The organism is Pseudorhodoferax soli (assembly GCF_003337555.1).
GTDB lineage: Bacteria > Pseudomonadota > Gammaproteobacteria > Burkholderiales > Burkholderiaceae_C > Pseudorhodoferax > Pseudorhodoferax soli.
The window spans coordinates 139,483-164,587 of sequence record NZ_QPJK01000003.1 but is presented as its reverse complement, the minus strand read 5'-3'; the positions used below and the strand labels follow the sequence as shown (position 1 = coordinate 164,587).

Annotated in this window: 29 protein-coding genes; 11 read left to right on the top strand and 18 right to left on the bottom strand. The window is 71.3% G+C overall.

The window, feature by feature from the left end:
* Window positions 1-8 precede the first annotated feature (8 nt).
* The 5 genes from DES41_RS12455 to DES41_RS12440 all read right to left on the bottom strand — a co-directional run bounded on the left by DES41_RS12455 (window position 9) and on the right by DES41_RS12440 (window position 4,856).
* Window positions 9-662 carry an SRPBCC family protein gene (locus DES41_RS12455; protein ID WP_114467975.1) on the bottom strand — a complete coding sequence of 218 codons (654 nt, stop codon included), beginning with the start codon at window positions 660-662 and terminating at the stop codon, window positions 9-11.
* Complete coding sequence (locus DES41_RS38380) at window positions 659-826, bottom strand: hypothetical protein (protein WP_170168161.1); 168 nt, start codon at window positions 824-826, stop codon at window positions 659-661. Before DES41_RS38380 ends, DES41_RS12455 begins: the two co-directional genes overlap by 4 nt.
* An 85-nt stretch (window positions 827-911) precedes the next feature.
* Window positions 912-2,051, bottom strand: a complete 1,140-nt coding sequence (locus DES41_RS12450) for a glutathione-independent formaldehyde dehydrogenase (protein ID WP_114467974.1) — start codon at window positions 2,049-2,051, stop codon at window positions 912-914.
* Window positions 2,048-2,572 (bottom strand): hemerythrin domain-containing protein, encoded by a 525-nt coding sequence (locus DES41_RS12445; protein ID WP_170168160.1) that lies wholly within the window; start codon window positions 2,570-2,572, stop codon window positions 2,048-2,050. Before DES41_RS12445 ends, DES41_RS12450 begins: the two co-directional genes overlap by 4 nt.
* Window positions 2,573-3,317: 745 nt before the next feature.
* Window positions 3,318-4,856 (bottom strand): MFS transporter, encoded by a 1,539-nt coding sequence (locus tag DES41_RS12440; RefSeq protein ID WP_114467972.1) that lies wholly within the window; start codon window positions 4,854-4,856, stop codon window positions 3,318-3,320.
* A gap of 108 nt (window positions 4,857-4,964) precedes the next feature.
* On the opposite strand from DES41_RS12440, the gene DES41_RS12435 reads away from it, so the two are divergent.
* Window positions 4,965-5,876, top strand: coding sequence for a LysR substrate-binding domain-containing protein (locus DES41_RS12435; protein ID WP_114467971.1), 912 nt, complete (start codon window positions 4,965-4,967; stop codon window positions 5,874-5,876).
* A 23-nt stretch (window positions 5,877-5,899) separates the two neighbouring features.
* Here DES41_RS12435 and DES41_RS12430 read toward each other — a convergent pair whose 3' ends face one another.
* The 4 genes from DES41_RS12430 to DES41_RS12415 form a co-directional block, all read right to left on the bottom strand.
* Window positions 5,900-7,228, bottom strand: a complete 1,329-nt coding sequence (locus DES41_RS12430) for a chloride channel protein (RefSeq protein WP_114467970.1) — start codon at window positions 7,226-7,228, stop codon at window positions 5,900-5,902.
* A 64-nt stretch (window positions 7,229-7,292) separates the two neighbouring features.
* Window positions 7,293-7,883, bottom strand: coding sequence for a Clp protease/crotonase-like domain-containing protein (locus tag DES41_RS12425; protein WP_147282845.1), 591 nt, complete (start codon window positions 7,881-7,883; stop codon window positions 7,293-7,295).
* Window positions 7,884-8,074: 191 nt separating this feature from the next.
* Window positions 8,075-8,659, bottom strand: coding sequence for a hemerythrin domain-containing protein (locus tag DES41_RS12420; RefSeq protein WP_114467968.1), 585 nt, complete (start codon window positions 8,657-8,659; stop codon window positions 8,075-8,077).
* A 112-nt stretch (window positions 8,660-8,771) separates the two neighbouring features.
* Window positions 8,772-9,014 carry a hypothetical protein gene (locus tag DES41_RS12415; RefSeq protein ID WP_114467967.1) on the bottom strand — a complete coding sequence of 81 codons (243 nt, stop codon included), beginning with the start codon at window positions 9,012-9,014 and terminating at the stop codon, window positions 8,772-8,774.
* 153 nt (window positions 9,015-9,167) lie between these two features.
* Between DES41_RS12415 and DES41_RS12410 the strand changes: the two genes are divergently transcribed.
* Window positions 9,168-10,328, top strand: coding sequence for a zinc-dependent alcohol dehydrogenase (locus DES41_RS12410; RefSeq protein WP_114467966.1), 1,161 nt, complete (start codon window positions 9,168-9,170; stop codon window positions 10,326-10,328).
* A 41-nt stretch (window positions 10,329-10,369) separates the two neighbouring features.
* Complete coding sequence (locus tag DES41_RS38740) at window positions 10,370-10,897, top strand: hypothetical protein (protein WP_114467965.1); 528 nt, start codon at window positions 10,370-10,372, stop codon at window positions 10,895-10,897.
* A gap of 4 nt (window positions 10,898-10,901) precedes the next feature.
* Here DES41_RS38740 and DES41_RS12400 read toward each other — a convergent pair whose 3' ends face one another.
* The 4 genes from DES41_RS12400 to DES41_RS12385 all read right to left on the bottom strand — a co-directional run bounded on the left by DES41_RS12400 (window position 10,902) and on the right by DES41_RS12385 (window position 13,660).
* The gene (locus DES41_RS12400) at window positions 10,902-11,132 is read right to left on the bottom strand and encodes a hypothetical protein (protein WP_114467964.1); all 231 of its coding nucleotides are present in this window, start codon (window positions 11,130-11,132) and stop codon (window positions 10,902-10,904) included.
* A gap of 1 nt (window position 11,133) precedes the next feature.
* A complete protein-coding gene (locus DES41_RS12395) occupies window positions 11,134-11,343 on the bottom strand; it encodes a hypothetical protein (protein ID WP_147282844.1) in 210 nt (69 codons plus the stop codon).
* Window positions 11,344-11,382: 39 nt separating this feature from the next.
* Window positions 11,383-12,345 carry a manganese catalase family protein gene (locus DES41_RS12390; RefSeq protein ID WP_114467962.1) on the bottom strand — a complete coding sequence of 321 codons (963 nt, stop codon included), beginning with the start codon at window positions 12,343-12,345 and terminating at the stop codon, window positions 11,383-11,385.
* Between the two features lie 151 nt (window positions 12,346-12,496).
* Complete coding sequence (locus DES41_RS12385; protein ID WP_170168159.1) at window positions 12,497-13,660, bottom strand: PAS domain-containing sensor histidine kinase; 1,164 nt, start codon at window positions 13,658-13,660, stop codon at window positions 12,497-12,499.
* A gap of 262 nt (window positions 13,661-13,922) precedes the next feature.
* Here DES41_RS12385 and DES41_RS12380 point away from each other — a divergent pair, with 262 nt between their 5' ends.
* Window positions 13,923-14,360, top strand: coding sequence for an Hsp20/alpha crystallin family protein (locus DES41_RS12380; protein WP_114467960.1), 438 nt, complete (start codon window positions 13,923-13,925; stop codon window positions 14,358-14,360).
* 20 nt (window positions 14,361-14,380) lie between these two features.
* Complete coding sequence (locus tag DES41_RS12375; protein WP_114467959.1) at window positions 14,381-14,782, top strand: Hsp20/alpha crystallin family protein; 402 nt, start codon at window positions 14,381-14,383, stop codon at window positions 14,780-14,782.
* Between the two features lie 43 nt (window positions 14,783-14,825).
* Here the strand turns inward: DES41_RS12375 and DES41_RS12370 are convergent, their stop codons facing one another.
* A complete protein-coding gene (locus DES41_RS12370; protein WP_114467958.1) occupies window positions 14,826-15,056 on the bottom strand; it encodes a hypothetical protein in 231 nt (76 codons plus the stop codon).
* A 169-nt stretch (window positions 15,057-15,225) separates the two neighbouring features.
* Between DES41_RS12370 and DES41_RS12365 the strand changes: the two genes are divergently transcribed.
* From DES41_RS12365 to DES41_RS12340, 6 genes are all read left to right on the top strand, one after another.
* Window positions 15,226-15,480, top strand: coding sequence for a hypothetical protein (locus tag DES41_RS12365; RefSeq protein WP_114467957.1), 255 nt, complete (start codon window positions 15,226-15,228; stop codon window positions 15,478-15,480).
* A 535-nt stretch (window positions 15,481-16,015) separates the two neighbouring features.
* The gene (locus tag DES41_RS12360) at window positions 16,016-16,543 is read left to right on the top strand and encodes a hypothetical protein (RefSeq protein ID WP_114468398.1); all 528 of its coding nucleotides are present in this window, start codon (window positions 16,016-16,018) and stop codon (window positions 16,541-16,543) included.
* Window positions 16,540-17,841, top strand: coding sequence for an SDR family oxidoreductase (locus tag DES41_RS12355; RefSeq protein WP_245965679.1), 1,302 nt, complete (start codon window positions 16,540-16,542; stop codon window positions 17,839-17,841). The genes DES41_RS12360 and DES41_RS12355 overlap by 4 nt, the downstream gene beginning before the upstream one ends.
* A gap of 6 nt (window positions 17,842-17,847) precedes the next feature.
* Entirely contained in the window at window positions 17,848-18,312 is a 465-nt protein-coding gene (locus tag DES41_RS12350) for a DUF2269 family protein (protein ID WP_114467956.1), read from the top strand.
* A 168-nt stretch (window positions 18,313-18,480) separates the two neighbouring features.
* The gene (locus DES41_RS12345; RefSeq protein ID WP_114467955.1) at window positions 18,481-18,975 is read left to right on the top strand and encodes a YciE/YciF ferroxidase family protein; all 495 of its coding nucleotides are present in this window, start codon (window positions 18,481-18,483) and stop codon (window positions 18,973-18,975) included.
* Window positions 18,976-18,980: 5 nt separating this feature from the next.
* On the top strand, window positions 18,981-19,874 hold the full coding sequence (locus tag DES41_RS12340) for a ZIP family metal transporter (RefSeq protein WP_114467954.1): 894 nt from the start codon (window positions 18,981-18,983) through the stop codon (window positions 19,872-19,874).
* Window positions 19,875-19,885: 11 nt separating this feature from the next.
* On the opposite strand, the gene DES41_RS12335 is transcribed toward DES41_RS12340, so the two are convergent.
* From DES41_RS12335 to DES41_RS12320, 4 genes are all read right to left on the bottom strand, one after another.
* A complete protein-coding gene (locus tag DES41_RS12335) occupies window positions 19,886-20,845 on the bottom strand; it encodes a tripartite tricarboxylate transporter substrate-binding protein (RefSeq protein ID WP_114467953.1) in 960 nt (319 codons plus the stop codon).
* Between the two features lie 43 nt (window positions 20,846-20,888).
* Window positions 20,889-22,112, bottom strand: a complete 1,224-nt coding sequence (locus tag DES41_RS12330; protein ID WP_114467952.1) for a CaiB/BaiF CoA transferase family protein — start codon at window positions 22,110-22,112, stop codon at window positions 20,889-20,891.
* A 113-nt stretch (window positions 22,113-22,225) separates the two neighbouring features.
* A complete protein-coding gene (locus DES41_RS12325; RefSeq protein ID WP_114467951.1) occupies window positions 22,226-23,365 on the bottom strand; it encodes an FAS1-like dehydratase domain-containing protein in 1,140 nt (379 codons plus the stop codon).
* A 24-nt stretch (window positions 23,366-23,389) separates the two neighbouring features.
* On the bottom strand, window positions 23,390-24,973 hold the full coding sequence (locus DES41_RS12320) for an acetate--CoA ligase (RefSeq protein WP_114468396.1): 1,584 nt from the start codon (window positions 24,971-24,973) through the stop codon (window positions 23,390-23,392).
* Window positions 24,974-25,105 lie beyond the last annotated feature (132 nt).

The window sequence follows — 25,105 nt, the reverse complement described above, 5'->3', positions numbered from 1 at the left end:
GGTCTCCTTCAGCGTGTATGGGCGCGAGCGGCGGGCTGGCGCTCGGTCGTGGGGATCTCGCCGGTTTCGACGAGGCTCTTGAAGCGCCGCAGCACGCCGTCGACGGCCAGGTCGATCGGCCTGGTTCCCAGGAGCCTGACGGCAGCATCGCCGAGCGCGCCGCCGGGTGGGTCCAGGCGCAGGCGCAGCGTGGCGACTGTGCCGCGATCGCTCGGGGCCGGGCGGAAGCGGATCGAGCCCTCGTTCGAGACGGCCGCACCGGGCAGCGAGCGCCAGCCGATGCCCTCGCCGGGCCGGTCGTCGACGGTCTCGGAGTCCCATTCGCGCGCGCGGCCGAGCGGCCCGTCCACCCTCCAGTGCATGCGACCGTCGCCGCTGGCGCGCACGGTCGCCAGTCCCGCCATGACCCTTGGCAGGGTCCGGGGGTCACTCCAGCACTGGTGGAGTTCGTCCGCAGTCCTGCCGATGGTGATCGAACGCTCGACCTCCGGCTCGCCGACGGCGGCGCCACCGCGCCTATTGCCGCGCGCCCCGGGGCGATCGAACCATCCCCCGCGCACCGCTGCCACCGCGATCGCGCCCGCGAGCGCGGTGAGCGCGAGTGCCGTGGTGCCCTTGATCCGGTGGCCTGAGCCGGCCGGGTCGACCGGTCGGGTCGTCATGGCCGCCCCCCGGCCCGCGCGGGGATCGTGGATGCGGCGCCGATGCGCTCGGCCATCGTCCGTCGGTCGGAGGCGGGAGCACCGCCCGCGTGGCGCTTCCCGAGGAACTCGCGTTCATCTTCGGGAAGGACCACGGCTTCTTCGTAGGCAATCGCTGTAGACACGGAATACTCCTTCGAGGAAAACACCGCCCGGACGTCGTGCCCGGACGATGGGCATGCGGGTCACCGCCCGCACTCGGTGGTGGCGTTAGCTGCCGGGCTTCAGGACCACCTTGGTCCAGCCATCGTTACGCTGGTCGAAGTTCTCGTAGCCCATCGGCGCCTGGTCGAGCGGAAGCTCGTGCGAGACGATGAACGACGGACGGACCTTGTCCTTCTCGATCAGCCGGCTGAGGAAGCGGTTGTAGGCCTTCACGTTGCACTGCCCCGTGCCCATGCTCTGACCCTTGAACCAGAACATGCCGAAGTCGAACGGCATCTTGCCGACCCGGCCCAGTTTGTCCTTCGAACCCGGGTCTTGCGGCACGAACACGCCCACGCAGCCGATGCGTCCGGTGAACTTCACCGACGCGACGAGGTTGTTCATCGTGAGGCCCGGCACTTCCTCGCGGTGCAGTTTGCAGCATTGGTAGCCGACGCATTCGCAACCGCGATCGGCACCCTTGCCGCCGGTCAGCTCCATCACCTGCTCGACGCCGTCGCCCTCGGTGTTGTCGATCGGGATCGCGCCGAGCTTCTCGGCCAGCGCCAGGCGATCCTTCTGGGTGTCGACGACCATCACCTGGCTGGCGCCCTTGGTCACGGAAGAGAGCGTAGCCATCAGCCCGACCGGCCCGGCGCCGTAGATCACGACGCTCTCGCCGGGCCTCACCCCCGCAAGTTCGGTGGCGTGGTAGCCGGTCGGGAAGATGTCCGCGAGCATGACGTAGTCGTTCTGCTTGGCTTCGGCGTCGCGCGGCAGCACGAGGCAGTTGTAGTCGCCGTAGGGCACCCTCAGCAGTTCGGCCTGGCCACCCGCATAGGGTCCCATGTCGGCAAAGCCATACGCGGCGCCGGCCATCCCCGGATTGGTCGTCAGGCAAAAAGCGCTCAGTCCGCGCTCGCAGTTCTCGCAGAAGCCGCAGCCGACGTTGAACGGCAGGGCCACCCAGTCGCCGACCTTGACGCGATCGACCGCGGCACCAACCTCGATGACGACGCCGAGGTTTTCGTGGCCGAGAATGCGGCCGGGCGGCATGTCGGTGCGGCCTTCGTACATGTGCAGGTCCGAGCCGCAGATGTTGGTGGTGGTGATCCTGACCAGCACGTCCGTCGCGCGTTCGATCCTCGCATCGGGCACGTTCTCGACCGAGACATCGCACGGGCCGTTGTAGACGAGGGCTTTCATGACTGCTCCTCCATCTGCTCGGGGGTTTTCTCGGAAGGCAGCTCAGGCACTCCACCCGCAGCGGACTTCAGCGCCTGCTTGCGTTCGAAGAGCGCCACCGCGAGTCCGCGCAGGTCAAGGGGCGAGTAGCGCGCCTGGAGGAACACGCGTTCCCGTTCCTCCATGACGTGCGCCATGATCGCCCCGGCGAGCTGCTGCACGCATTCGTCGTAGCCGTCCTCCTCAGGACCCATCCCCTGGATGCGGGCGATCAGGTCCTTGGCCTCCTGGTGCTCTTCCTCTGCATGGTCGAGCAAGGCGTCGTCCCCGGTCGCTTCGCGCACCGCGGGATAGAAGATCTCTTCCTCGATTTGCGTGTGGATCGTCAGCGCGGCGCAGATGCGCTCGGCCGTCATTCTTCGGTCATCCGGAGAGGCGCCGAATTCATGTTGCGTCTGAAATTGGATGAAGAGCTTCTGGACGAGCTTGTGATCGCTGTCGAGAAGGTCCACCGCGTCTTCGTAGGCAATGGCAGTTGACACGAAATGCTCCTTCGATGAACACCGCTTGCACGTTTTTGCTCTAGCGATGACGTGCGGGAGACCGCCCGCACACGGTGCCGACGGAGCCCCCGTCCGCTGAAAGTGAGACTTTGGGAGGTCGGCAATTGACATGCCGAGTGAGGCGGTCTCGGGCAAATCAGCTTGGAGCAGCGGCTGGCTCTTTGGAGTGCAACCCAATGTTCCATGGGTGTCTGCAGCAAAGAAGTCCGGGGAACTGCATCGAATAGATCGCGATGAGCGTCCTCAACGATGGCAGCGACGCTCTTGCTTTGACCCTCTGCTTGATGCATCGCTGATGAGGACCTTTGAACCCTGCTGCCCGTGTGACGAGGTTGGATGCGAACGCATGGGGTAAAGATTGCGGCAAAAAGAGCGGCTCTGCATCGCGGGTTCAAGCACCGCGTGCAGTGATTGAAAAGGACGAGGCAGGCATCATTGCCCTGTGAACGTCATGACTTAGGCGAAAGGACGGACTTGCCGGTCGTCCTCAGGTACACCGTTTGCCGGCCATCAACCAACTGCTGTAGCGCCCGACCACGCTGCGCGCGTGAGGATCAGCGCCTCTGACACGTTGAGCTCCCTGCCGGCCAAAAACGACCAGACCACATCTTTGGCCTTCCAAAACAACCCATCAGCAGCGGCTTCGTGCCGTCGACGATTGATCGCGCTGCGAAGCACGTCGAGTTCGCTGTTCGTCGAGAGGCCAAGCCACTGCCCCCGCGCCTCAAGCCGCCGCCACGTCCGCCTCAGCGCGCGGACGGCGCAGCACGGCCCAGCTGGCGGCGGCCGTGAGCCAGACCGCGACAGCGCCGTACAGCATCACCGCGCCGAAGCCCTGCGTGACGGCCAGTTGCAGTTGCCCGGCCGCGGCGTCGGGCCCGGCCAGCTGGGCCAGCAGCTGCCGCGCGCCGGCCATGTTGCCGCCGGCCAGCTGTTCGGCGAGCGCACGCAGGCCGGCCGCGTCCACCCCCTGCCCCAGCGACGCCTGCAGCGCGCCTGCGATGCCGGCCACCAGCACGCCGCCCATGGCCGCGATGTTGAGGGCCAGGGTGATGAGGCGCGCACTGGTGTCCATGCCCGAGGCCATGCCCACGCGCTCGGGCGGCACGGCCGAGGTCGTCATGTTGGTCGCGGGCGTGGTCGTCAGGCCCAGGCCCATGCCGGCCAGCAACGCGCCGGGCAGCACCGGCCAGCCGCCCTCTCCTGCGAAGCGGCTGCCCCACTGCATGAGCACGAAGCCCAGGCCGATCGCGAACAGCCCCGCCGGAATGACGGTGCGCGCCTGGTAGCGCAGCAGCAGCCACTGCGCGATCGGCGGCATGACGAGGAAGGGCACGGTGTAGACCAGCAGCGCCAGCCCGGTGGCGGTCGTGTCCCAGCCCAGGCCCGCCGTGAAGTACAGCGGCAGGTAGACCATGAATGGCCAGTAGCTGCAGTTCATGCCCACGCAGCCCAGGATGGCGCCCGAAAAGTCGCGGATGCGGAACACCGAGAAATCGAACATCGGGTGCGGGTGCCGGCGTTCGGCCACGACGAAGCCCGCCAGCCCCGCCAGCGTGGCGGCCAGCAGGCCCAGCGCGGCTGGGCTGCTCCAGCCCAGGCTGGGGCCCTGCGTGATGAGCCAGCTGAGCCCCAGCACGGCAACGGTCAGCGTGGCGATGCCGGCCCAGTCCAGCCGCTGCTGGCGCGCCTGCGGGTCGCTGGACTCGGCCACGCCGGCGCGCACCAGGGCCAGGCACACCAGCGCCAGCGGCGCGTGCACGAGGAAGACCCAGTGCCAGCTGGCCAGTGCCGCGATGGCGCCGCCCACCACCGGGCCGAAGCCCAGGCCGATGCCGGCCACCACGCCCCACACCGCGAAGGCCCGCGCGCGCGCCCGGCCGTCGGGGAACTGGTGCGACAGGATGGCGATGGAGCAGATGAACATGGCGCCCCCGGCCATGCCCTGCGCGAAGCGGGCGGCGATCAGCGCGGGCATGTGCGGCGCCAGGCCGCACAGCAGCGAGGCGATGCCGAAGGCCGCCACGCTGAGGCCGAACACGCGGCGCCGGCCATAGCGGTCGGCCAATGTGCCGGTGGCCATCAGCACCGTGGTGCAGGCGATGGTGTAGGCGTTCATCGTCCATTGCAGGTCCTGGAAGCTGGCGTGCAACTGCGCCTCCAGCACCGGCAGGATGATGGGCACGCTGGAGATCTCCAGGCCGAACAACAGGGCCGCGAGGCAGATGGCAGACAACGCGAGGGCGGGATGGCGGGGTGGCATGGGGGGCAGGGAGCAAGGGGAGGATGGGCATTCTCATGACCCCTCACCCATGAAGCAAATGATGAATTTTTCTGGGATTCAGTGGCCGGATTCATTAATCTCCGCTCCATGAGCTATGACACCGGCCTGCTCCAGGCCTTCATCGCCGTGCACGCGGCCCAGGGGTTCACGCGCGCGGCCGAGCAGTTGCACCTCACCCAGTCGGCGGTCAGCCACCAGATCCGGCGCCTGGAGGAACTCGTCGGGCGCCCGCTGTTCCTGCGCACCACGCGCAGCCTGCGCCTGACGGCCGACGGCGAGGATTTCCTGCGGCTGGCGCAGCGCATCCTGCAGGCCCAGGAGGCGCTGGCACGGCACTTCCGCTGTTCGCCGATCGAGGGCACGGTGCGCTTCGGTGTGCCCGAGAGCTTCATGCGCGAAGGGCTGCCGCAGCTGCTGCGCCAGTTCGCGCGCAGCTGTCCCAAGGTGCGGCTGGAGGTCAGCGTGGGCCTCACCCTCGACCTGGCCAGCATGGTGCGCGAGCGCCAGCTCGACCTGGCCGTGGTGGTGGCGCAGCCGGGTGCGGCCCCGGGCCGGCTGCTGCAGCGCGAGCCCATGGTCTGGGCCGCGGCCGAGGGCTTTGCCTGGTCGCGCGCGGATTCGCTGCCGCTGGCCTATTCACCGCCGCCCTGCGTGTGCCGCCAGATTGCCATGGACGCGCTGAACCAGGCCGGCATCGCCTGGCATGCGGCCTTCAGCTCGCACAGCCTGCACGACCTGCGCGCGGTGGCGCTGAGCGGCCTGGCGGTCGCCCCGTTCACGCGCGACAACCTGCGCCCCGGCATGCAGGTGCTCGACGGCAAGCACGGCCTGCCGCCACTGCCCCTGCTGGACTTCACGCTGGTCTACAGCGAGGAGGCCGCCGGCCAGCACGACCCGGCCGTGCGCGAACTGGGCCGGCTCATCGAGCAGGCCGCCTGGGCGCAGCAGGGCAAGCCGGCCCGCCCGCCGCGCCGCGCGCAGGCCGCCGCCGTGGGCTGAAGGGCAGCGGCCGCGCGCGCAGCTCAAGCCTTCGGTGCGTCGGCGCGGGCTGCGGCCGCCACCATGTGTTCGGCCAGCGTGGCGTACAGGGGCCGGCTGAGCATGCGCGACACCAGGCTCGCGAGCATGGCGGTCGCCATGAGGCTCAGCACCATGGAGTGCCCGTCGACCATCTCCATCACGATGATGAAGGCCGTCAGCGGCGCCTGCGTCACGGCGGCCAGGAAGCCGGTCATCCCCATGGCGATCAGTGCCGGCCCCAGGCCCGGCCCGGCCAACTGCGCGATGCCGTCGCCGATGCCCGCGCCGATGGACAACGAGGGCGCGAAGATGCCGCCCGGCACGCCGCACCAGGCCGTGAGCCAGGTGGCGATGAACTTGAGCAGCGTGTACAGCGGCGACAGCTCGTCGTGGCCGGCCAGCATCTGCTTGACGGCGTCCGAACCCGCGCCGAAGGTGGCGCCACCCGTCGCCAGGCCGATGGCGGCCACCAGCAGCCCGCCCGCCGCCGCGAAACGCACCGGCCAGCGTGCCCGCCAGCGGTTCAGGCGCTGCGGCGATCCGGTCAGCGAGGCGATCATCAGGCGTGCGAACAGGCCGCCTGCCACGCCACTGGCCAGTGCCACCAGCAGCCCGGGGCCGAACAGGTCCCAGCCCAGCGGCGGCACGCGGATGATGCCGAAGTAGCTCATGTTGCCGAAGGCCGAGACGCCCACCAGGCCGGCCAGCACGATGCCCGTGATGATGACCCCGCTGGCACGTGCCTCGAGCCGGCCCGACAGTTCCTCGATGGCGAACACCACGCCGGCCAGCGGCGCATTGAAGGCGGCCGCGATGCCGGCGGCGCCGCCGGCGATCAGCAGCGCCCGCGCGTCGATCTGGCTGCCGGGCGAGAGCCAGCGCCGCGCGTGCTGCATCACACCGGCGGCCACCTGCACCGAAGGGCCTTCGCGCCCGATCGACAGGCCCGCCGCGAAGCCCGCGACGCCCAGCCCGATCTTCGCCACGGTCAGGCGCAGCGAGGCGAACAGGCCGCGCTGCCCGGGCAGCACGGCGGGGTCGAGCGCGGCCTTGATCTGCGGAATGCCCGAGCCGCCGGCGCCGGGAAACCAGCGCCGCGTGACCCAGACGATGCCGGCGGTCAGCGCGGGCGTCCACACCAGCACGGCCCAGGGCTGCGCATGGTGCAGGCGCTCGAACCAGCCGAAGGCCCATTCGGCCGCCACCGTGAAGCCGACGACGAAGAGACCGGCGGCGATCGCATAGCCCAGGACGATGGCGCGGTCGAGCCACAGGCGCCAGCTTGAAAACTCGGCGCGCAGGTTCTGGAGGAAGTCGGGCTCTTGGTTCATTGCGGGGATTCTGGCAGCGGCGCGGAGCGGGCCGGCCCGGCGGGCAACCCCCGCCCGCCGGGCTTCAGTCCACGATGCCGCCGACCAGGCCGAGTTCGCGCGCCTCGGCCGCCGGCACGTACCAGTCGCACTCGCGCACGCGGGCCTCCAGGTCGGCCAGCGACAAGCCGGAGCCCTGCACGAGATCGGCGAAGCCGGCGCGCTCCAGCCGCTGGCCCGAGACGATCTCGGCCAGCGCGCTCTTGACCTGGACCATGCAGGCGTGCAGTGCGCCGTCCAGCTGCAGCGTCTTGCTCAGCCGGCGCTCGTGCACCAGCAGCTCGCAGTCGGCCGTCAGGAAGCGGCGCTCGCGCGCGAACGCCGCCATCACGGTCACGCCGGCCGAATAGACATAGGACTTGCCCAGGAAGTACAGCGCCGCACCGCCTTGGCGCCACGCGCGGATCTCCTGCGCGATGCGGCGGCCCACGTCGGCATTGCCGCCCGAGGTGGACAGTTCGAACACGATGGGGCCGTCGGCCGGCGCCTCTGCACGCTGGCGCAGGAACTCGGCCAGCATGGCCTGGTCGACGGTGCCGTACAGGCGGATGGCCGGCGCCTGCGACAGGGCGGCAGGCACAGGGGAAGCGGACGCATGGGAATGGCTGGCGGGCATGTGGTGTTGTGAAGGGGATGAAGGGATGGGGCACGCGCCGTGCGCGCGCCGCCGCACTGGCCGCCGTACTGTCAGCCGCCAGCACATGCGCGCTGCAGCGGACATGCGCTGACGCACCCGTCGGACGCCTTCGCCAACACGCCGTGGAACGCCAGCGCCCACGGCACCGCCCGCCTGGCAGGCGCGTCGGCTCAGCCCCGGAACGCCCTCCGTCCTGCCCGGCCCCACCACAGCAGCCCCAGCGCCGCAGCCGTGCAGCCGGCCAGCAGCAGCTTGTTGCCCGAGGCGGCGCGGCCCATGTTCAGCGCGATCTCGCCGCTGCGCGGTGCCACGAGCTCGAAGCGCCGGCGCGTCATGCGCAGGCCGATCTCGCCGAGCCGCCCTGGCAGCAGGCGCTCTGCCGCCGGCAGCACCAGCGTCTCCTCGTCGGCCACGTGGTGCATGACCATGCGCATGAGCGCCATCAGCTGCTCCTCGTGCGCAGGGTCGTCCGGGTCGAGCTGGCGCAGGCGCGCGATGGCCTCGCGCATCTCTTGGTGCTCGGCGGGACTGTCGGCCAGCAGCTCGGGGGCCACCTCGCGCACCGCGGGATAGAAGATCTCCTCCTCCAGCTGCGCATGCACCTCCAGCGCCAGGCAGATGGTGTTGGCCAGGCCGATGCGCACGCGCGCCGGCGCGCTGGCCTTGTACTGGTGGAAGGTCGACAGCACGTGGGTGTGGTCCAGCCGGACCATGTTGGTTGCCGAGGGCAACAGCTGCGTGCTCAGGGTGTTCATCGTGGGGTCTCCGTTGCGGGTGGCGGGCCGGCGGCGCCGCCGGCCTTGCTGCAAGCTTTACCGGTGCCACCGGCCAGGCCATCGGCGCGCCGGTGGCGTGGGGCCGCGTGGCTCAGGAACTGCTCGGCGCCGCCGGTGCGGGCGTCGCGGGGCTCGTCGGCGCGGTGCCGGACCCGGCCTCCGGGGCCGACGCAGGCGCGCTCGGTGCTGCGGGTGCAGGGCCTGGCTGCGGCGCCGGCGTGGCGGGGGTCGCGGGGGCGGCCGGCGCCGGCGCATCGTTGCGCTGGCAGGCGCTCAGGGCCAGGGCGGCCACGGCGGCGAGGGCCGCGGCGCGGATGCGGAAACGGTGGTGCATGGGGATCTCCTGAAGTTCGATGGGTGGCCCTGCCCGCGGCAATCGGCGTTCCACGCGCCGGCACACCGATTGCCGGCAGCAGCCCCGACCACCACCCCGCTCTCTGAGCCCCACCACCGGGCCGCGCCGCGGCCCCCTTCCTGGAAACCATCCATGCTGGCAATGAACTACCGCGGTCCCTACCGCGTGCGGGCCGACCACATGCCCGAACCCCGGATCGAGCACCCCAACGATGCCATCGTGCGCGTCACGCGCTCGTGCATCTGCGGCTCGGACCTGCACCTGTTCCACGGCCTCGTGCCCGACACGCGCGTGGGCAGCACCTTCGGCCACGAGTTCTGCGGCGTCGTCGAAGAGATCGGCCCCTCGGTGCGCAACCTGCAGGTCGGCGACCAGGTGCTGGTGCCGTTCAACATCTTCTGCGGCACCTGCTGGTTCTGCGAGCGCGAGCTCTACAGCAACTGCCACAACGTGAACCCCGAGGCCACCGCCGTCGGCGGCATCTACGGCTACTCGCACACCACGGGCGGCTACGCCGGCGGCCAGGCCGAACTGGTGCGCGTGCCCATGGCCGACATCGGCCCGACCGTCATCCCGTCGGACATCTCGCTGGACGATGCGGTCCTGCTGACCGACGCCTTCCCCACCGGCTACCAGGCGGCCGAGATGGGTGGCATCCGCGAGGACGACACGGTGGTGGTGTTCGGTGCCGGGCCGGTCGGCATCTTCGCGGCCAAGTCGGCCTGGCTGCTCGGGGCGGGCCGCGTGATCGTGGTCGACGAGGTCGAGTACCGGCTGGACTTCGTGCGCCGTTTCGCCCACTGCGAGACGGTGGACTTCCGCAGCGTGCGCGACATGGCCGTGCACCTCAAGCGCATGACCGACGGGCTGGGCCCGGACGTCTGCATCGACGCCGTTGGCGCAGAGGCCAGCGGCAGCGCGCTGCAGCGGCTGACCGGCGTGCAGCTGATGCTGCAGGGCGGTGCGGCCACGGTGCTGCACTGGGCCATCAACTCGGTGCGCAAGGGCGGCACCGTTTCCATCGTCGGCGTCTACGGCCCCACCTTCAATGCCGTGCCGATCGGGAACGCGCTGAACAAGGGCCTCACGCTGCGCATGAACCAGGCCAGCGTCAAGCGGCACCTGCCCCGGCTCATCGAGCATGTGCGCGCTGGCCGCGTCAAGCCGTCCGAGCTCATCACGCACCGCATCCCGCTCGAGCACGTAGCCGACGCGTACCACATCTTCTCCAGCAAGCTGGACGGCTGCATCAAGACCGTGCTGACCATGCCCTCGTCGAACGAGCGCGTGTGAACCCACCGCCCCACTCCACGCGACGCACCCAAGGAAACGACATGCCCGACGACACCGTCACCTCCGCCACCATCGCCACCGAAGGCAGCCGCGCGGCCGTGCGCCCGCTGCGCCCGCGCCCGCCCGGCTGGGGCGCCGATCTGCCGCAGGAGAACCGCCCTGCCGTGCCCATGGAGCGCCAGCCGGCGCGGCTGCCGGGCCTGCACTGGACGCAGCCCGAGCAGCAGGAACGCCATGTCCGCGTCCTCTGCTCGGTCGAGCGCCCGGGCATCACACCGGTGTTCGGCAGCACCGTGCCGCCCCGCGGGCTCAGCGGCCTGCTGCGCGGCCTGGCCTTTCGCTACAGCGAGAACGACCTGCGCCACTGGCTGGTGCTGCTGGCGGCCGACCGCCTGCACGTGGGCGAAGGCCTGCTGCAGGACCTGCTCAGCGGGCGCGTGCCCAACGTGCCGGCCGAGATGGGGCTGCGCGCCGAATGGCAGCACAACCCGCGCGGCGCCGTGCACAAGGTCGGCCTGGCCGCCGCCGGGGCGCTGGCGCTGCTGTACCTGCTGCGCCGCCGGCGCTGAGGCTTCAGCCCTTGTCCGCGCCGGGTTCGCTGTCCGGTGCGGGCGGCGGCGTGGCACCGGGCACCTGCTCGGGCACCGTGGTCACCGTCACCGACACCGGATCGCTGGCGGGAAAGCTCTCCTGGATGCCGTGGTCCAGCGCGTCCTCGCTCGGCTGCTGCGGCAGCGGCGCGGCCGGGTCGGGCGGCGGATGGTGTTCGGCCGTCGGGAAGGGCCAGGGGCGCTTGGCGGCCATCTCAAGCACCTCCGATGCCGACGTTGATGGTGCCCGTGCCCAGGCAGGCAGGGCAGGCCTCGGTGCCGATGCGGCCGGTGCCGCCGCAGTCGCGGCAAGGGGCTTCGCCGGTGCCCGGCGTGCCGGCGGGCGCCTCGTCGCCCGGTGCCATGGTTGGCCCGGCCGGCACGTTCGGTGCGCCGGCGGGTGAGGTAGGTTGGTCGTGCGTCATGCCCGAGCGCGGCAATCCGCGTTCCTGCCTGCGCTGCGCTCAGGTCCTGGGCGCGCGCGGCGCGCCGGGTGCGTCCGCCCCGCCCCCTTCGGACTGCAAGGCGCGGTCCACTTCGGTCAAGGCATCGTCCTCGGCCATGCCGAGTTCGGCACCGGTCATGGGATCGCCCGCCGGCACCGAGGCCGTGCGGCCGGCCATCTGGGCCACGACCGCCGCCTCGGCCTCGTCGAGCTGGGTCGTGGCCGACCCATCGCCGCCGTCGACGGCGCTCTGCGCGTCGCGCTCGGACACCACCTCCCAGCGGTTGCCCGAATTCCACGGGCCGCGCACCGCGTCGCCTTCGCCCTGCGACATGTTGAAGTACACGCTGGTGAAGCGCGGGTCGCCTGGCGTCTTGCCGGGCGGGAAGTTCGGCGCGATGCTGTACAGCGCCTTCTCGAAGGACTTCTGGTGCGCGATCTCGCGCGTCATCAAAAAGCCCAGCGCCTCCTTCACGCCCGGGTCGTCGGTCAGGTTGATGAGCCGCTCGTAGACGATCTTGGCGCGCGCCTCGGCGGCGATGTTGGAGCGCAGGTCGGCCGTGGGCTCGCCGATGGTGTCGATGTAGGCCGCTGTCCAGGGCACGCCGGCGGAGTTGACCAGCGGCGGGCCGCCGCCGTAGAGCACCTGGGTCACGTGGCTGTCGTTGCCCGCGCCCGAGATCGCGCGGTACAGCTCGGCCTCGGTCTCCACGCCTTCGGCCAGCCGGCCCTTGGCGCCCTTGTTGAGCATGGCCACGATGGTGCCGATCACCTCCAGGTGGCTCAGCTCCTCGGTGGCGATGTCCATCAGCATGTCCTTGCGGCCCGGGTCGTCCTCGCCCAGGGCCTGGGTGAAGTAGCGGCAGGCCGCGGCCAGCTCGCCCTGCGGGCCGCCGAACTGCTCGAGCATGAGGTTGGCCAGGCCCGGATTGGTCTCGGTCACGCGGACCGTGTACTGCAGACGTTTGTTGTGGGAAAACATGGATGCTCCGTGGGTTGAGAACGAAGGCCCGCCGTGGGCGGGGCCTGCAACCCACTGTCCGGCCGATGCCGCGGCCCCGGTGTCAGCCGATGGCAACTTTGCGCTTCAGCGCCGGCGCACGCGCAGGAACCGCGGCGGCCCAAGGCACCCGCTACGGCAGCGGCCCGTGCAGGTAGGTGGCGGGTTTGGCCAGCGGCACGCGCACGGCGAACTCGCTGCCCTTGTCCGCCCCTTCGCTCTTGACCTCCACCGAGCCGCCGTGCAGCGCGACGATCTGCTTGACCAGCGCCAGGCCGATGCCCAGGCCCTTGCCGCGCCCGGTGTCCGCGCCATCGGCCTGGGTGAACATCTCGAAGATCCGGGGCTGCAGCTCCGGCCCGATGCCGCGGCCCGTGTCCCTGATCCGCACGACGAAATGCTGCGGTTCCACATTCGCCTGCAGCGTGACCTGCCCCCCGGCCGGCGTGAACTTGACGGCGTTGCCGAGCAAATTGCCGATGACCTGGGTGATGCGTCCCGGATCGACCTCGACCTCGACAGGCACGGGCGGCAGCACGCTGAACAGCGCGATCTGCTTGCGCGCGGCCGCTTCTCGCCACGCGTCCACGGCCTCCTCCAGCAGCGGCTGCAGCGGCACGGCCGCATAGGCGATGCGCAGCGCGCCCTGCTGCACGCGCGCCATGTCGACCAGGTCCTCGACCAGGCGCTCCATCTGCTGGATCTGCCGGCGCAGGATGCGCGTGGCGCGCTCGCGCAGCTCCGGTTCGGTGCGCTGGGACAGCAGCTCCGTGGCCGTGGTGAGCGGCTGCAGCGGGCTGCGCAGCTCGTGCGCGATGGTGGCGAGCACCAGGTTCTGCTCCTTGCGCATCCGGCGCAGCTGGCGCACCTCCTCCTCCAGCGCATCCAGCCGCAGCCGCAGGTGGGTCGCATCGCGGAACAGCTTGGCAAAGCCGCGCAGCGCATCAGGGCTGCCCAGTGGCACGGTGATGCCGCTGGCCCACAGCCGCGAGCCGTCCTTGCGCATGTGCCAGCGCTCGTCCTCGGACGAGCCCAGCAGCCGGGCGCTGTTGAGTTCGTGCAGGTGCAGCTCCAGCGCGGCGTCCTCCGGCGTGAAGAGGATCTCCACCGATTGGCCCAGCACGTCCTGCGCGGAGAAGCCGGTGAGCGCGTAGGCGCCCTCGCTCCAGCCGGAGATGCATCCTGCGGTGTCCACGAACACCACGGCGTACTGCTGCAGTCCAGCGGGGAACAGCGCGAACAGGGCCTGCGCGTCCTGCGCGTCCCAGGCCGCATGCCCCTGGGTCTGCAGGCTCATGGGGGGCCGCCAGTCCCCTGCGCGGGACGGTGGAGCGGTGGCGGGCCGCCGGTGGAAGCAGGACGGATGGACATGCGCTGGGCCTTGGATGGGTCGACGGCAGACCAGTCTGGCCGCTGCACCTGCGCGCTGCGTAGGCGCGCGCCGACAGCGCCTGTCGTCACGGCGACCACCTCTTGAAACCGCGCGGGCCAGCCCAAAAGTCGCCATCGGAGCGCCGCAGGTGGTCTGCGGTGCGCCGTTCGACCATGGAGGTTTTCGCATGTACCGATCCCTGTTTCCACGCGACATGCTCGCCGAGATGGATCGCCTGCAGCGCGAGATGCAGCAGGCCTTCGATCTGTCTCCCAGCATCCGCGGCGTGAGCCGCAACGGCTTCCCCGCGCTCAACGTCGGCAGCACGCCCGGCACGATCGAGATCTATGCCTTTGCCCCGGGCCTGGATCCCGCGTCGCTCGAGGTGAACCTGGAGCGCGGCCTGCTCAGCATCGCGGGCCGGCGTGAGAGCGGCCTGGAGCAGCGCGCCGAGCGCTCGGCCGTCCACATCAACGAGCGCTTCGCGGGCGCGTTCCGGCGCGCACTGAGCATGCCGGAGGACGCCGATCCCGACGGTGTGCAGGCGCGCCTGCGCGATGGCGTGCTGCACATCACCGTGCGCCGGCGCGAGGCCGCGCAGCCCCGCCGCATCACAGTGCAATGAACCAGCCAAGGAGACGTTCCATGAACACCAATTCCCAGGAGATCCAGCGCAGCGGGGCCGCCGCCCCCGAGCGCAACCAGCGCTACGCCGAGGAGGCCCTGACGCCTCCGGTGGACGTGGTGGAGGATGCCGGCGGCATCACCCTGTACGCCGACCTGCCGGGCGTCAGCCGCGAAGCGCTGCGGCTGCAGGTCGAGGCGGACCAGTTGACGATCGAGGCCGACATGCAGCTGAACATGCCGCAGGGCCTGGCCTCCAACCACACGGAGGTCGCGCTGGCACGCTTTCGGCGCGTGTTCACGCTGAGCAAGGAGCTGGACACCGAGCAGGTCTCGGCCGAGCTGGCCAACGGCGTGCTCAAGCTGCGCATCCCCAAGGCCGCGCATGCCCAGCCACGGCGCATCGACGTGCAGGTGCACTGAGGCGCGCGCCAGCGGGCGGCTGCCGCCCGCACCATGGCACGCGCTAGGGACAGGGAGGCTGCGTCTCCCAGGCCCTGGCGTCGTGCCGGGTGCGCAGCGACTGGCGCATCACCGTGGCGTGGTGCTCGCGCGCCCAGCCGATGGTCCAGGCGCAGGCCTGCATCTGCGCCAGCCGCGAGGCCGGGTCGACACCGTAAGGGTTGGCCCAGCGCTGGTGCCCGCAGCGGTAGGCGCTGCGCCCTGCTTCCATCGCCACATCGACATCGCTGTCCATGCCGTTTTCTACGAGAGCGCCGACGGCCGGGTTTGTAGGACGCGGCCGGATTTGAGGCGCTTGACCGATGCCGGCCGTGCGCACCTGGATCCTCCGCGCTCAGGCCGGGCGGGCGGCCCCCGCGTTCGGCATGGCGAGAGAGCCTGCGTGCACCACCACAGCTGACGCCATGGAATTCCAACACGCATTCGAGCGCTGGAAGCGGGCCCACCAGGCGGCGTACGAAGCCGAGTGCAGGGCACTGCGCTTCGGCCTCACGCCCGCCGGTGCGCAGGAACTGCAGAACGCCCTCGCCCTGCGCCGCGAGGCCTCGCAAGCCTTGCGCGCGATGCTGGCGGCCAGCGCCGTGGCGGCAGCGGCATGCCGGCCGGCGCCGCCCCTCGCCGACCCAGCGCGCGCCAGCCCGCGCAAGGCGCGGCGCTGACGGCCGCTGAGGGTCGCTGACGGCTGCTGACGGCCGCGCCCGGCACGCCGTTTGCCGGGCCGGCCTGCCGAGCATTGCACCGGGGCTGCGCACCGATGGCCCACCACACCAAGGAGAACCTGCATGAACGATTCCGAACGCGCCGAAGACAAAGGCCAGTCCCCGCCACTGCCCGCCGCCGAACTCGCCAAGAAGCGGGCCGTGCTGCACCTCGCCCGGGCGGACCACGCGATCAAGGGCGAACCCACGAGCGGCCTGCCCGGGGAGCAGGAGCGCGGCCGCGCGAGGACGTGGTGCCGCCGCCCCAGGGCGAGACCGACCAGACGCGCTGAGCCGGACGTTCGCGCCTGCGCGGCGCGTCCCACAGGGCCTGTGGAACACCGCCGGCTGGCCAGTGCAGCGCGAGGCACCAGACTGGCCCTGCGTCTCCGTCCTGGACGCACACTGCTTGCAGCGATCGGCGCCCGCCATGCGTGGCGGGCGCCTTTTTTTGCTGCTGTCGCCGCCACCACCACTGACACGCGAAAGCCTCCGCATGCCCTTTCCGTCGGATCCCCCATCGGCACGCGCCACGGCGCTGCACGGCCTCGTGGCCGGCAGCCTGGCCAGCCTCCTGTCCACCTGCGTTCTGGCATGGGCGGGCCGCCGCGAGAGCGGCAGCGCCGCCGCGCCGCTGAACGCTGTGAGCCACTGGTACTGGGGCGACGAGGCACTGCGGCGCGACGACACCGGGCTGACGCACACCGGGACGGGCTATGCCACGCACCACGTCGCCTCGGTGTTCTGGGCCGGATTGTTCGCGCTGGCCTGCCGCAGGCAGCCGGCGCTGCGCAGCACCCAGGGCGCCCTGCTGGGCGGCGCGGCCACGAGCGCGCTGGCCTGCTTCGTCGACTTCCAGCTCACGCCCAAGCGCTTCACGCCGGGCTTCGAGCACCGCCTGTCCAAGCCCGCGCTGGCCGGCGCCTACGCCGCCTTCGCGCTGGGCCTGGCCCTGGGCACCTGGGCCGTGCAGCGCGCCGGTGAAGAGGAGCGGCCCGCCGCGCCCCCCGGGCGCGAGCCGTGAGCACGGCGCCCCTGCGCATCCTGGTGACGGGCGCCTCCGGCCTGATCGGCAGCGCCCTCGCACGCGCGCTGGCGCAACAGGGCCACGCGGTGGTTGCGGCCATGCGTGCGCCGTGCCGGCAGCCGGCCGAACCGTCCATGGCCACGCTGCAGGCCGACCTGGCCGAGGTGCCGCTCGCCCCATGGTGGGCAGACCGGCTGCGGGGCGTGGACCTGGTCGTCAACGCGGTCGGCATCTTCCGCGAACACGGCCGCCAGCGCTTCGACACCCTGCACCGGCAGGCGCCCACCGCGCTGTTCGAGGGCGCGGCCCGGGCCGGCGTGCGGCGCGCCGTGCAGATCTCCGCGCTGGGCAGCGGTGCGCAGGCGGCCAGCGCCTACCACCGCAGCAAGCACGCCGCCGACACGGCCCTGCGCGCGCTGCCGCTGACCTCCCTCGTCGTGCAGCCCTCGCTGGTCTACGCGCCTGCGGGTGCCAGCACGCGGCTGTTCCACGGGCTCGCCGCGCTGCCGCTGATCGCCTTGCCGGCCACGCCGGCCCAGGTGCAGCCGCTGCACCTGGACGACCTGGTGCAGGCCATCCTGTGTTGGATCAACGATCCCGCCGCGCAGAGCATGACACTGGCTGCCGTGGGCCCGCAGCCGCTGGGCCTGCAGGCCTATCTGGCCACGCTGCGCCGCGCCCTGGGTTGGCGGCGCGCGGCCTGGGTGCTGCCGGTTCCACCGCGCCTGGCGGTGGCGGCGGCCGGCGTGCTGGGCCGGCTCCCGGGCAGCACCGTCGATGCCGAGGCCGTGCGCATGCTGCTGCGCGGCAACACGGCCGAGGCCGCCGCCATCACCGGGCTGCTGGGGCACGCGCCGCGCGCGCCCGCGGCCTTCGTCGCGCCGTCCGAACGGCCCGCGCTGCGCCAGGCCGCCGCCTTGCAGGTGTTGCTGCCGCTGGGGCGCGCCAGCGTCGCCGTGGTCTGGCTGTGGACCGCCGCGGTCTCGCTCGGGCTGTACCCGGTGGCGGGCAGCCTGGAACTGCTGGCCGACTTCGGCCTGCAGGGCCGGCCGGCCCTCGTCGCGCTGTACGCCGGCGCCCTGCTCGACCTGGCGCTGGGCCTGGCGACGCTGCTGGCACCGCCGCGCCACATGGGGCGCGTGTGGTGCGCGCAGCTGCTGCTGATCGCGGGCTACACCGCGCTCATCACGCTGCGCATGCCGCACTGGTGGCTCCACCCCTACGGCCCGCTGTCCAAGAACCTGCCCATGCTCGCGCTGATCGGCGTGCTGTGGGCCACGCAGCGCACGCGCTGAACCGCGATGGACTACCTGCCCGTCAAGTGGCTGCACATCCTGTCGTCCACGGTGCTGTTCGGCACCGGCATCGGCACGGCCTTCTACCTGCTGGTCGCCAGCATGAGCCGCGACGTGGCGCTGACGGCCGGCGTCACGCGCTGGGTGGTGCGGGCGGACTGGCTGTTCACCGCCACCACGGCCGTGCTGCAGCCGCTCACGGGCTGGTGGCTCATGCACCTGGCGGGCTTTCCGCTGGCGGCCCGCTGGTTGCACTGGTCGATCGCCCTGTACGTGGTGGCGATGGCCTGCTGGCTGCCGGTGGTGTGGCTGCAGATGCGGCTGCGCGATGTGGCGGCCCAGGCCCTGCGCGAGGGCGGCCCGCTGCCGCCCCTCTACTGGCGCTACTTCCGCTGGTGGTTCGCGCTGGGCGTGCCGGCGTTGGGCGCCTTCCTCGCGATCTTCTGGCTCATGGTCGCCAAGCCGGCATGAAGACCTGCTCCGGCATGTCAACCGGTTCCCACACGCGCACCGGATGCCCGCCGGGAGCCGCGCACCGGCAAGGCCCTACACCGGTGCCCCACGGCCGCCGCCACCATCACCGCGTCGCGCCCTCCCAGGCCGGCGCGCAACTTTTCCAACCGACACAGGAGTCCACCCATGGCTGTCAAAACCGTCCGCGAACTGTTCATCCATGAACTGTCCGATACCTACAGCGCCGAGAAACAGATGACGCGCTCGCTGCCCAAGATGGCGCGTGCCGCCTCCGACGAGCAACTGGCGCAGGCCTTCCGCGACCATCTGGAGGAAACGCGCGGGCAGGTCGAGCGCATCGACCAGATCGTGGAGCTCACGGGCCTCAAGCTCAAGCGCATCAAGTGCGCCGCGATGGAGGGCCTGGTGGAGGAAGGCAACGACCTCATCGACGAGATCGACAAGGGCCCCGTGCTGGATGTCGCGCTGATCGGCGCGGCGCAGAAGGTCGAGCACTACGAGATCGCCAGCTACACCACGCTGGTGCTCCTGGCCACCAAGCTCGGCTTCATGGACGCCGTGCCGCTGCTGGAGGCCTCGCTGGCCGAGGAGAAGGCCACCGACGAGAAGCTGGGCACGCTGGGCCAGGCCGCGTCGATCGAGGAAGCCGTCCAGGGCTGAGCGCCATGCACGCGCCCGTGGCAGCCGGCACCCTGCGGCCCTGGCGCCGCGCGCTGGGCACGCTCATCCTCGTGGTCGGCCTGGTGCTGCTGGCCGTGCGGGCCTGGCAGGCGCTGCCCTGGGACGACCCGCGCCTGCTGGGCGCGCTGGCCGGCGGCGGCATGGCAGCCCTGGCCACGGCGCTGGGCACGCTGCCGGTGCTGCTGCGCCAGCAGATGTCGCAACGCACCTGCGACACGCTGCTGGGCTTCGGTGCGGGCGTGATGCTGGCCGCCTGCGCCTTCTCGCTGGTGCTGCCAGCGCTGGCCGCGGCCAAGGCCCAGGGCGCCGGGCCCTGGGGCGCAGGCGCCCAGGTCGGCGGCGCCCTGCTGCTCGGTGCGGCGCTGCTCATGCTGATCGACCGGCTGGTGCCGCACGAGCACTTCGTCAAGGGCACGGAGGGGCTGCGCGCGCGTTCGCTGCGCCGAGCCTGGCTGTTCGTGCTGGCGATCGCCTTGCACAACTTTCCCGAAGGCCTGGCCATCGGCGTGGGCTACGGGGGCGCCGACAGCTTCGGTGCCAGCGCACTGGCCACCGGCATCGCGATCCAGGACGTGCCCGAAGGCATGGTCGTGGCGCTGGCCCTGCGCAGCGTGGGCTACGGGCGCTGGCTGTGCGCCGGCATCGGCGTCGCCTCGGGCCTGATCGAGCCCGTGGCCGCCGTGATGGGCGCCGCGTTGATGACCGTGTCGGCCGGGCTGCTGCCCTGGGGGCTGGCCGCGGCGGCGGGCGCCATGCTGTTCGTCATCAGCCACGAGATCATTCCCGAGTCGCACCGCCAGGGCCACGAGGCCTTCGCCACCGGCGGCCTGCTGCTGGGCTTCGTGCTCATGATGGTGCTGGACACGGCGCTGGGCTGAGCCGCCGCGCGCTAGTCGATCTTCAGGCCCACGCCCTTCACCAGCGGGCCCCACTTCCTGCGCTCCGCCGCGGCGAAGGCCGCCAGCTGTTCGGGCGTGCCGCCGGCCGCCTCGTGGCCGAGCTCCAGCAGGCGCCGCTGCGCGTCGGGCTGCGCCAGGATCTTGACCAGCTCCGCGTTGATCCGCTGGACGATGGCGGCCGGCGTGCCCCGCGGCGCGTAGAGCCCGTTCCAGGCCAGCACCTCGAAATCGCCCAGGCCGGACGCGGCCACGCTCCGGGCCCCCGGCAGCAGCGCCGACTCACGCCGGGAGGTCACGGCCAGGGCCTTGAGGCGGCCGTTGGCGACGAAGGGCCGCGCCGCGCTGGCCGTGTCGATCCCGACCAGCACCTGCCCGCCGATCAGGTCGGTCATGGAGGTGCCCGAGCCCTTGTACGGCACGGCCCGCAGCTGCGTTCCGCTTTGCTGCTGGAGCAGCTCCAGCACCAGGCGTGCCGTGGTGCTCGGCAAGGCCACGGCGACGGTGTCGGGATGGGCCTTGGCCTCGGCCAGGAACTCGGCGAGGCTGCCATAGGGCACGCCGGCGTTGGCGAGGATCACCATCGGGAAGGTGCTGACGAGCGCGACCGGCTCGAAGTCCTTCTCGCTGTCGTAGGGCATCGACGGGTAGAGGAACTGGTTCAGCACATGGGTGCCGTTGGTCCCCATCACGAAGGTGTAGCCGTCGGCGGGCGCGCGCGCCGCTTCGGCGGCGCCGATGTTGCCGCCCGCGCCGGCCTTGTTCTCCACCACCACGGCCTGGCCCAGGCTCTTGCCCAGCTGGTCGGCGATGTAGCGCGAGGCCACGTCCGTCCCCTGCCCCGCCTGGTACGGCACGATGATGCGGATCGGCTTGGTGGGGTAGTTGGCGGCGCAGGCTGCGGCGCTCAGGAACGCGAGCGCCCAGGCCATGAGGAACCGGATTGCTGTCATGTCGTTGTCTCCTTGGATGTTGGTGGTGGAACGGAACGGCGTGCTAAGGCGGCGGGCGCTGGTGGAGGACGCCCCGCTCCACCAGCTGTCGGATGTGCGGCTCGGCCATGCCGGCCTCGCCGAGGATCTGGCTGGCGTGCTCGCCGAACCGCGGCGGCTCGCCTTGCGGCGCGCCCGGCGTGCGCGACAGCACCACCGGCAGCCCGACGCCGCGGTAGCCGCCGATCTCCACGCAGGCGCCGCGGTGCGCCGCATGCGGCTGCGCGAACGCCTCGGGCACGGTGTTCACCGGGCCGATCGGCACGCCGATGCGCATCAGCTGCGCACACAGGGCTTCGCGATGCCACCCGGCGAGCGCCGCCTCGATCGCGCTGCGCAGCGCCGCCCGGTGCGCCAGGCGGTCGGCATTGGTCGCGAAGCGCGGATCGTCGGCCAGCGGCGCGATGCCCACGAACTGGCAGAACTTCGCGAACTGCCGGTCGTTCAGGATGCCGAGGAAGACCAGCCCGTCCGCGCAGGCGAACCGGTCGTAGGGCGCGATGTTCGGGTGGGCGCTGCCCAGCAGGCCCGGCGCCGTTCCGGAGTACATCCAGTTGGCCGCGTGCGGCACGAGCAGGCTCATCGCCGTGTCGAACAGCGTGGCCTCCACGCGCTGGCCCAGGCCCGAGCGGTGCCGCTCGTGCAGCGCCATCACGATGCCCGACAGCGCCACGTAGGCCGTCAGGTGGTCGACGATGGGAATGCCCACCCGCGTCGGGCCGCAGGCCGCGTCGCCGTTCACGCTCATGAGGCCGCACATGGCCTGCAGCACGGCGTCGTAGCCGGGCAGGCCGCCCAGCGGCCCGTCGGCACCGAAGCCGGTCACCGTGCAGTAGACGAGCCGGGGAAAGCGCGGGCGCAGGCAGGTCTCGTAGTCCAGCCCCCAGCGCGCCATCGTCCCGGGAACGAAGTTCTCGACCAGCACGTCGGCCTCTTCGACGAGGCGCAGCAAGGTCTCGCGCCCGGCCGGGTCGGCCAGGTTCATGGCCATGCCGCGCTTGCCGCGGTTGACGGCCGTGAAGTAGGCGGCGTCGCCGTGCCGGTCGAACGGCGGCCCCAGCCCACGGGTCTCGTCACCGGTCGGCGGCTCGATCTTGACGACATCCGCGCCGTGGTCGGACAGCATCTGCGTGCAGAGCGGCCCGGCCAGCACCCTGGAGAGGTCGATGACGCGCAGTCCTGCGAGGGCACCGCTGGCGTGCGCGCCGCCGTGTGTGGGACGTTCCATGGCCGGTCTCGTGAAGGCAGGGCTGCGCCAGCCGGCTGCCGGGCCGGCCGCGGGGCCTTGCGAAGAGGGGGAGCGGCGGCCCCGCCAGGGGCCGCTTCGGGTCGGGCGCGGCCTCAGCCGCGCGAGGGCAGCTCGACGACGCCGGAGCCCAGCACCGAGAGCTCGTCGTCCTGGTTGTGCGCCTCCTGCGAGATCTCCACCAGGTGGCGGCCGTTCTCCACGAACTTGCGCTTGACCATGCCCTTGATGAAGAGCATGTCGCCCTCGGGGTTGTGGCGGCGGATCTTGCAGTGCGAACGCCGCAGGAAGCCGGCGTCGCCCGCCCAGTTGGTCAGGTGGTGCGTCATCCAGGAGGTGCGCTCGGGGCCGTAGTCGTAGGCGCCGGGCGCGCCCACCTCCAGCGCGAAGTCCTCCTCCCAGTGCACGCGCTCGGGCACGTCCGGGATGCCGAAGCGGTTGGTGATGCCCACGCCGGGGTGCGCGTCGATCAGGCGCCAGGCCAGCTTGTTGGCGCGGATGTACAGGCCGCCCCAGCCCTGCGCGTAGGCGATGAAGCCGGTCACCGTCATCGGGCCCTTGAACATTACCGGCAACGCCTCGCCTTCCTTGACGTCTTCCCAGTAGCGCGGCGTGCTGCCGCGCACTTCCTCCTGGGCATACAGCTTGTAGGCCTCCTGGATCTCCTCGGGCGTGTAGCGGCGCGGCGCGCGCTCGCGCACCCCCTTGTACTTGCTGCCCTGCTCGCGGGCATGGTCGCGCTCGGTGCGAAAGCACCAGCTGTCCGCCTCGGCGACCTTGTCGCCGTCCTGGTTGAAGAAGTCGACGTGGTAGATCTGCTGCACGGCGCGGCCGGCGAAGCGCGTCTGGTGTTCGACCAGGTCCTTCAGGTAGGCCTCGGTGGAGATCGTGTCGTTGCGCTTGACGGGCTGGTGCCACTGCCAGTCCGCGCCGGACCACATGGCGTGCACGCCCGGCAGGCCACCGACATAGCCGGAGACGATGCGGCTGGTGGAGAACAGGAAGCTGGGCAGCGCGATGATGCCGCCGTAGGCGGTCTTGGCCGCGTAGTCGGGGTCGCACCACAGCGGGTTGTCGTCGCCGATGCCATGGGCGTAGTGGCGGATGTTGTCGCGCGTGGCCTCGTAGCACCAGGGTTCGGCGGTGGCGCCGATCTTCAGGCCGATGCGTTTGCGCAGGTCCTCCAGGCCCTCGTCGGTGATCTTCGGGAAGGTGCGCTCGGTGGTCGTAGACATGCTGTCTCCTTGTGGTGGAACGGTTCAGGGTTGGGGGGCGAGCGAGGCCTGGTCGGCCAGCTCGGCGAGGGCCGCTTCCTGCTCGCGCAGCTTCTTGCGGTGGATCTTTCCGGCCGGCGTCTTCGGCAGCTCTGCGACGAAGGCGACCTGGCGGGGGTATTCGTGCTGGCTCAGGCGGGCGCGCACGCCGTCCTGGATCTCCTGGGCGAAGGCGGCGCTGGCGGGCCGGTTCGACACGACGAAGGCCTTGACGACGAGGCCGCGCAAGGCATCGGGCACGCCGATGGCCGCGGCCTCCTGCACATCCGGGTGCTTGAGGATGGCGTCCTCGACCTCGACGGCACCGATGGTCCAGCCCGCCGAGATGATCACGTCGTCGGCGCGGCCGCCGTGCCAGAAGTAGCCGTCCTCGTCCACGCGGCCGAGGTCCTTGGTGGCGACCCACTCGCCCTTGCGCCACAGCTTGAGCTCGCCCGTCACGCCCGGCGCGCAAGGCCTGCCCGCGGCATCCTGGACCTCCACGCGCAGCCCCGGCACGGGCTTGCCCAACGCGCCCGGCTTGACCGGGAAGTCCTCGGCGCCCGGGTAGCTCACCAGGCAGACGCCGATCTCCGTCGTGCCGTACATGCTGCAGGCGGCGTGGCCGAACGTGGCCTCGGCGAAGGCGGCGGTCTCGCTGTCGATCGGCTCGCCGGTGAAGGACAGCTTGTCGAGGACGTAGGCATGGCGCCCGGCGGCGCCGGAGTTGCGCATCATGCGGTAGTGCGTGGCCGCCGCCGACAGGTTGTTGAACCGGTGCGTGGACAGGGCCTCGAGCAGCCGCTCGCCGCTGAACCTGCCGGCGTAGGCGCCCACGGTGGCGCCCATGGCCAGGGGCGCCAGCGTGCCGTGCCACAGCCCGTGCCCCCAGGCCGGTGACGAGGGGCACATGAAGCGGTCGCCCGGGCGCACGCCGGTGCCGTACAGCGCTGCGAGCATCAGCGTCACCAGCGCGCGGTGCGTGTGCTTCACGGCGTCCGGCAGCTCGCGGGTCGTGCCCGATGTGTACTGGAAGATCGCCAGGTCGTCGGCCCGCGTGTTCACCGCGTACGACGCGGGGTAGCCGCGCAGGTCCGCCAGGAAGGCCGCATCGGCGATCAGCACCTCGAGCCCGTCCTGCGCCGGCACGGCGGCCGACTTCTCGGGGTTGGTGACGACGATGCGCGGCCGGCAGTCGGCCACCCGCAGGCGCACGCCATCGGGGCCGAACAGCGTGAACAGCGGCACGGCGATCGCGCCCATCTTGATCGCGCCGAAGATCGCGGCGTAGAAGGCCAGCGAGGGCTCCAGCATCACGGCGACGCGGTCGCCGGGCCGCACGCCACGTGCCACCAGATGGTGGGCGAAGCGCGAGGACGCCTCGGCGATCGCCGCGAAGCCGAGGACTTCGTCCTGGCCCTCGGCGCGCACCAGCACCACCGCATCGCGGCCGCTGCCCACATGCCGGTCGATGCATTCGTGGGCGATGTTGAGGCGTTCGCGGTCGCCGTCGAACAAGTCCCACAGGGCAGCCGCACTGCAGTGCGCCTGTGCATCTGCGTACGAACTGAATTGCGTCAACTGCGTCATGTCCATGTCTCCGTTGTCGATGGAGACATTTTTTTGCCTGGGCCCTACAATTGTCAAATACAACTATCAATTGTCTATAGACAATTTGCCAGCATGACACCAACGCCTTTCGACGGCCTGCTCGCGCGGCAA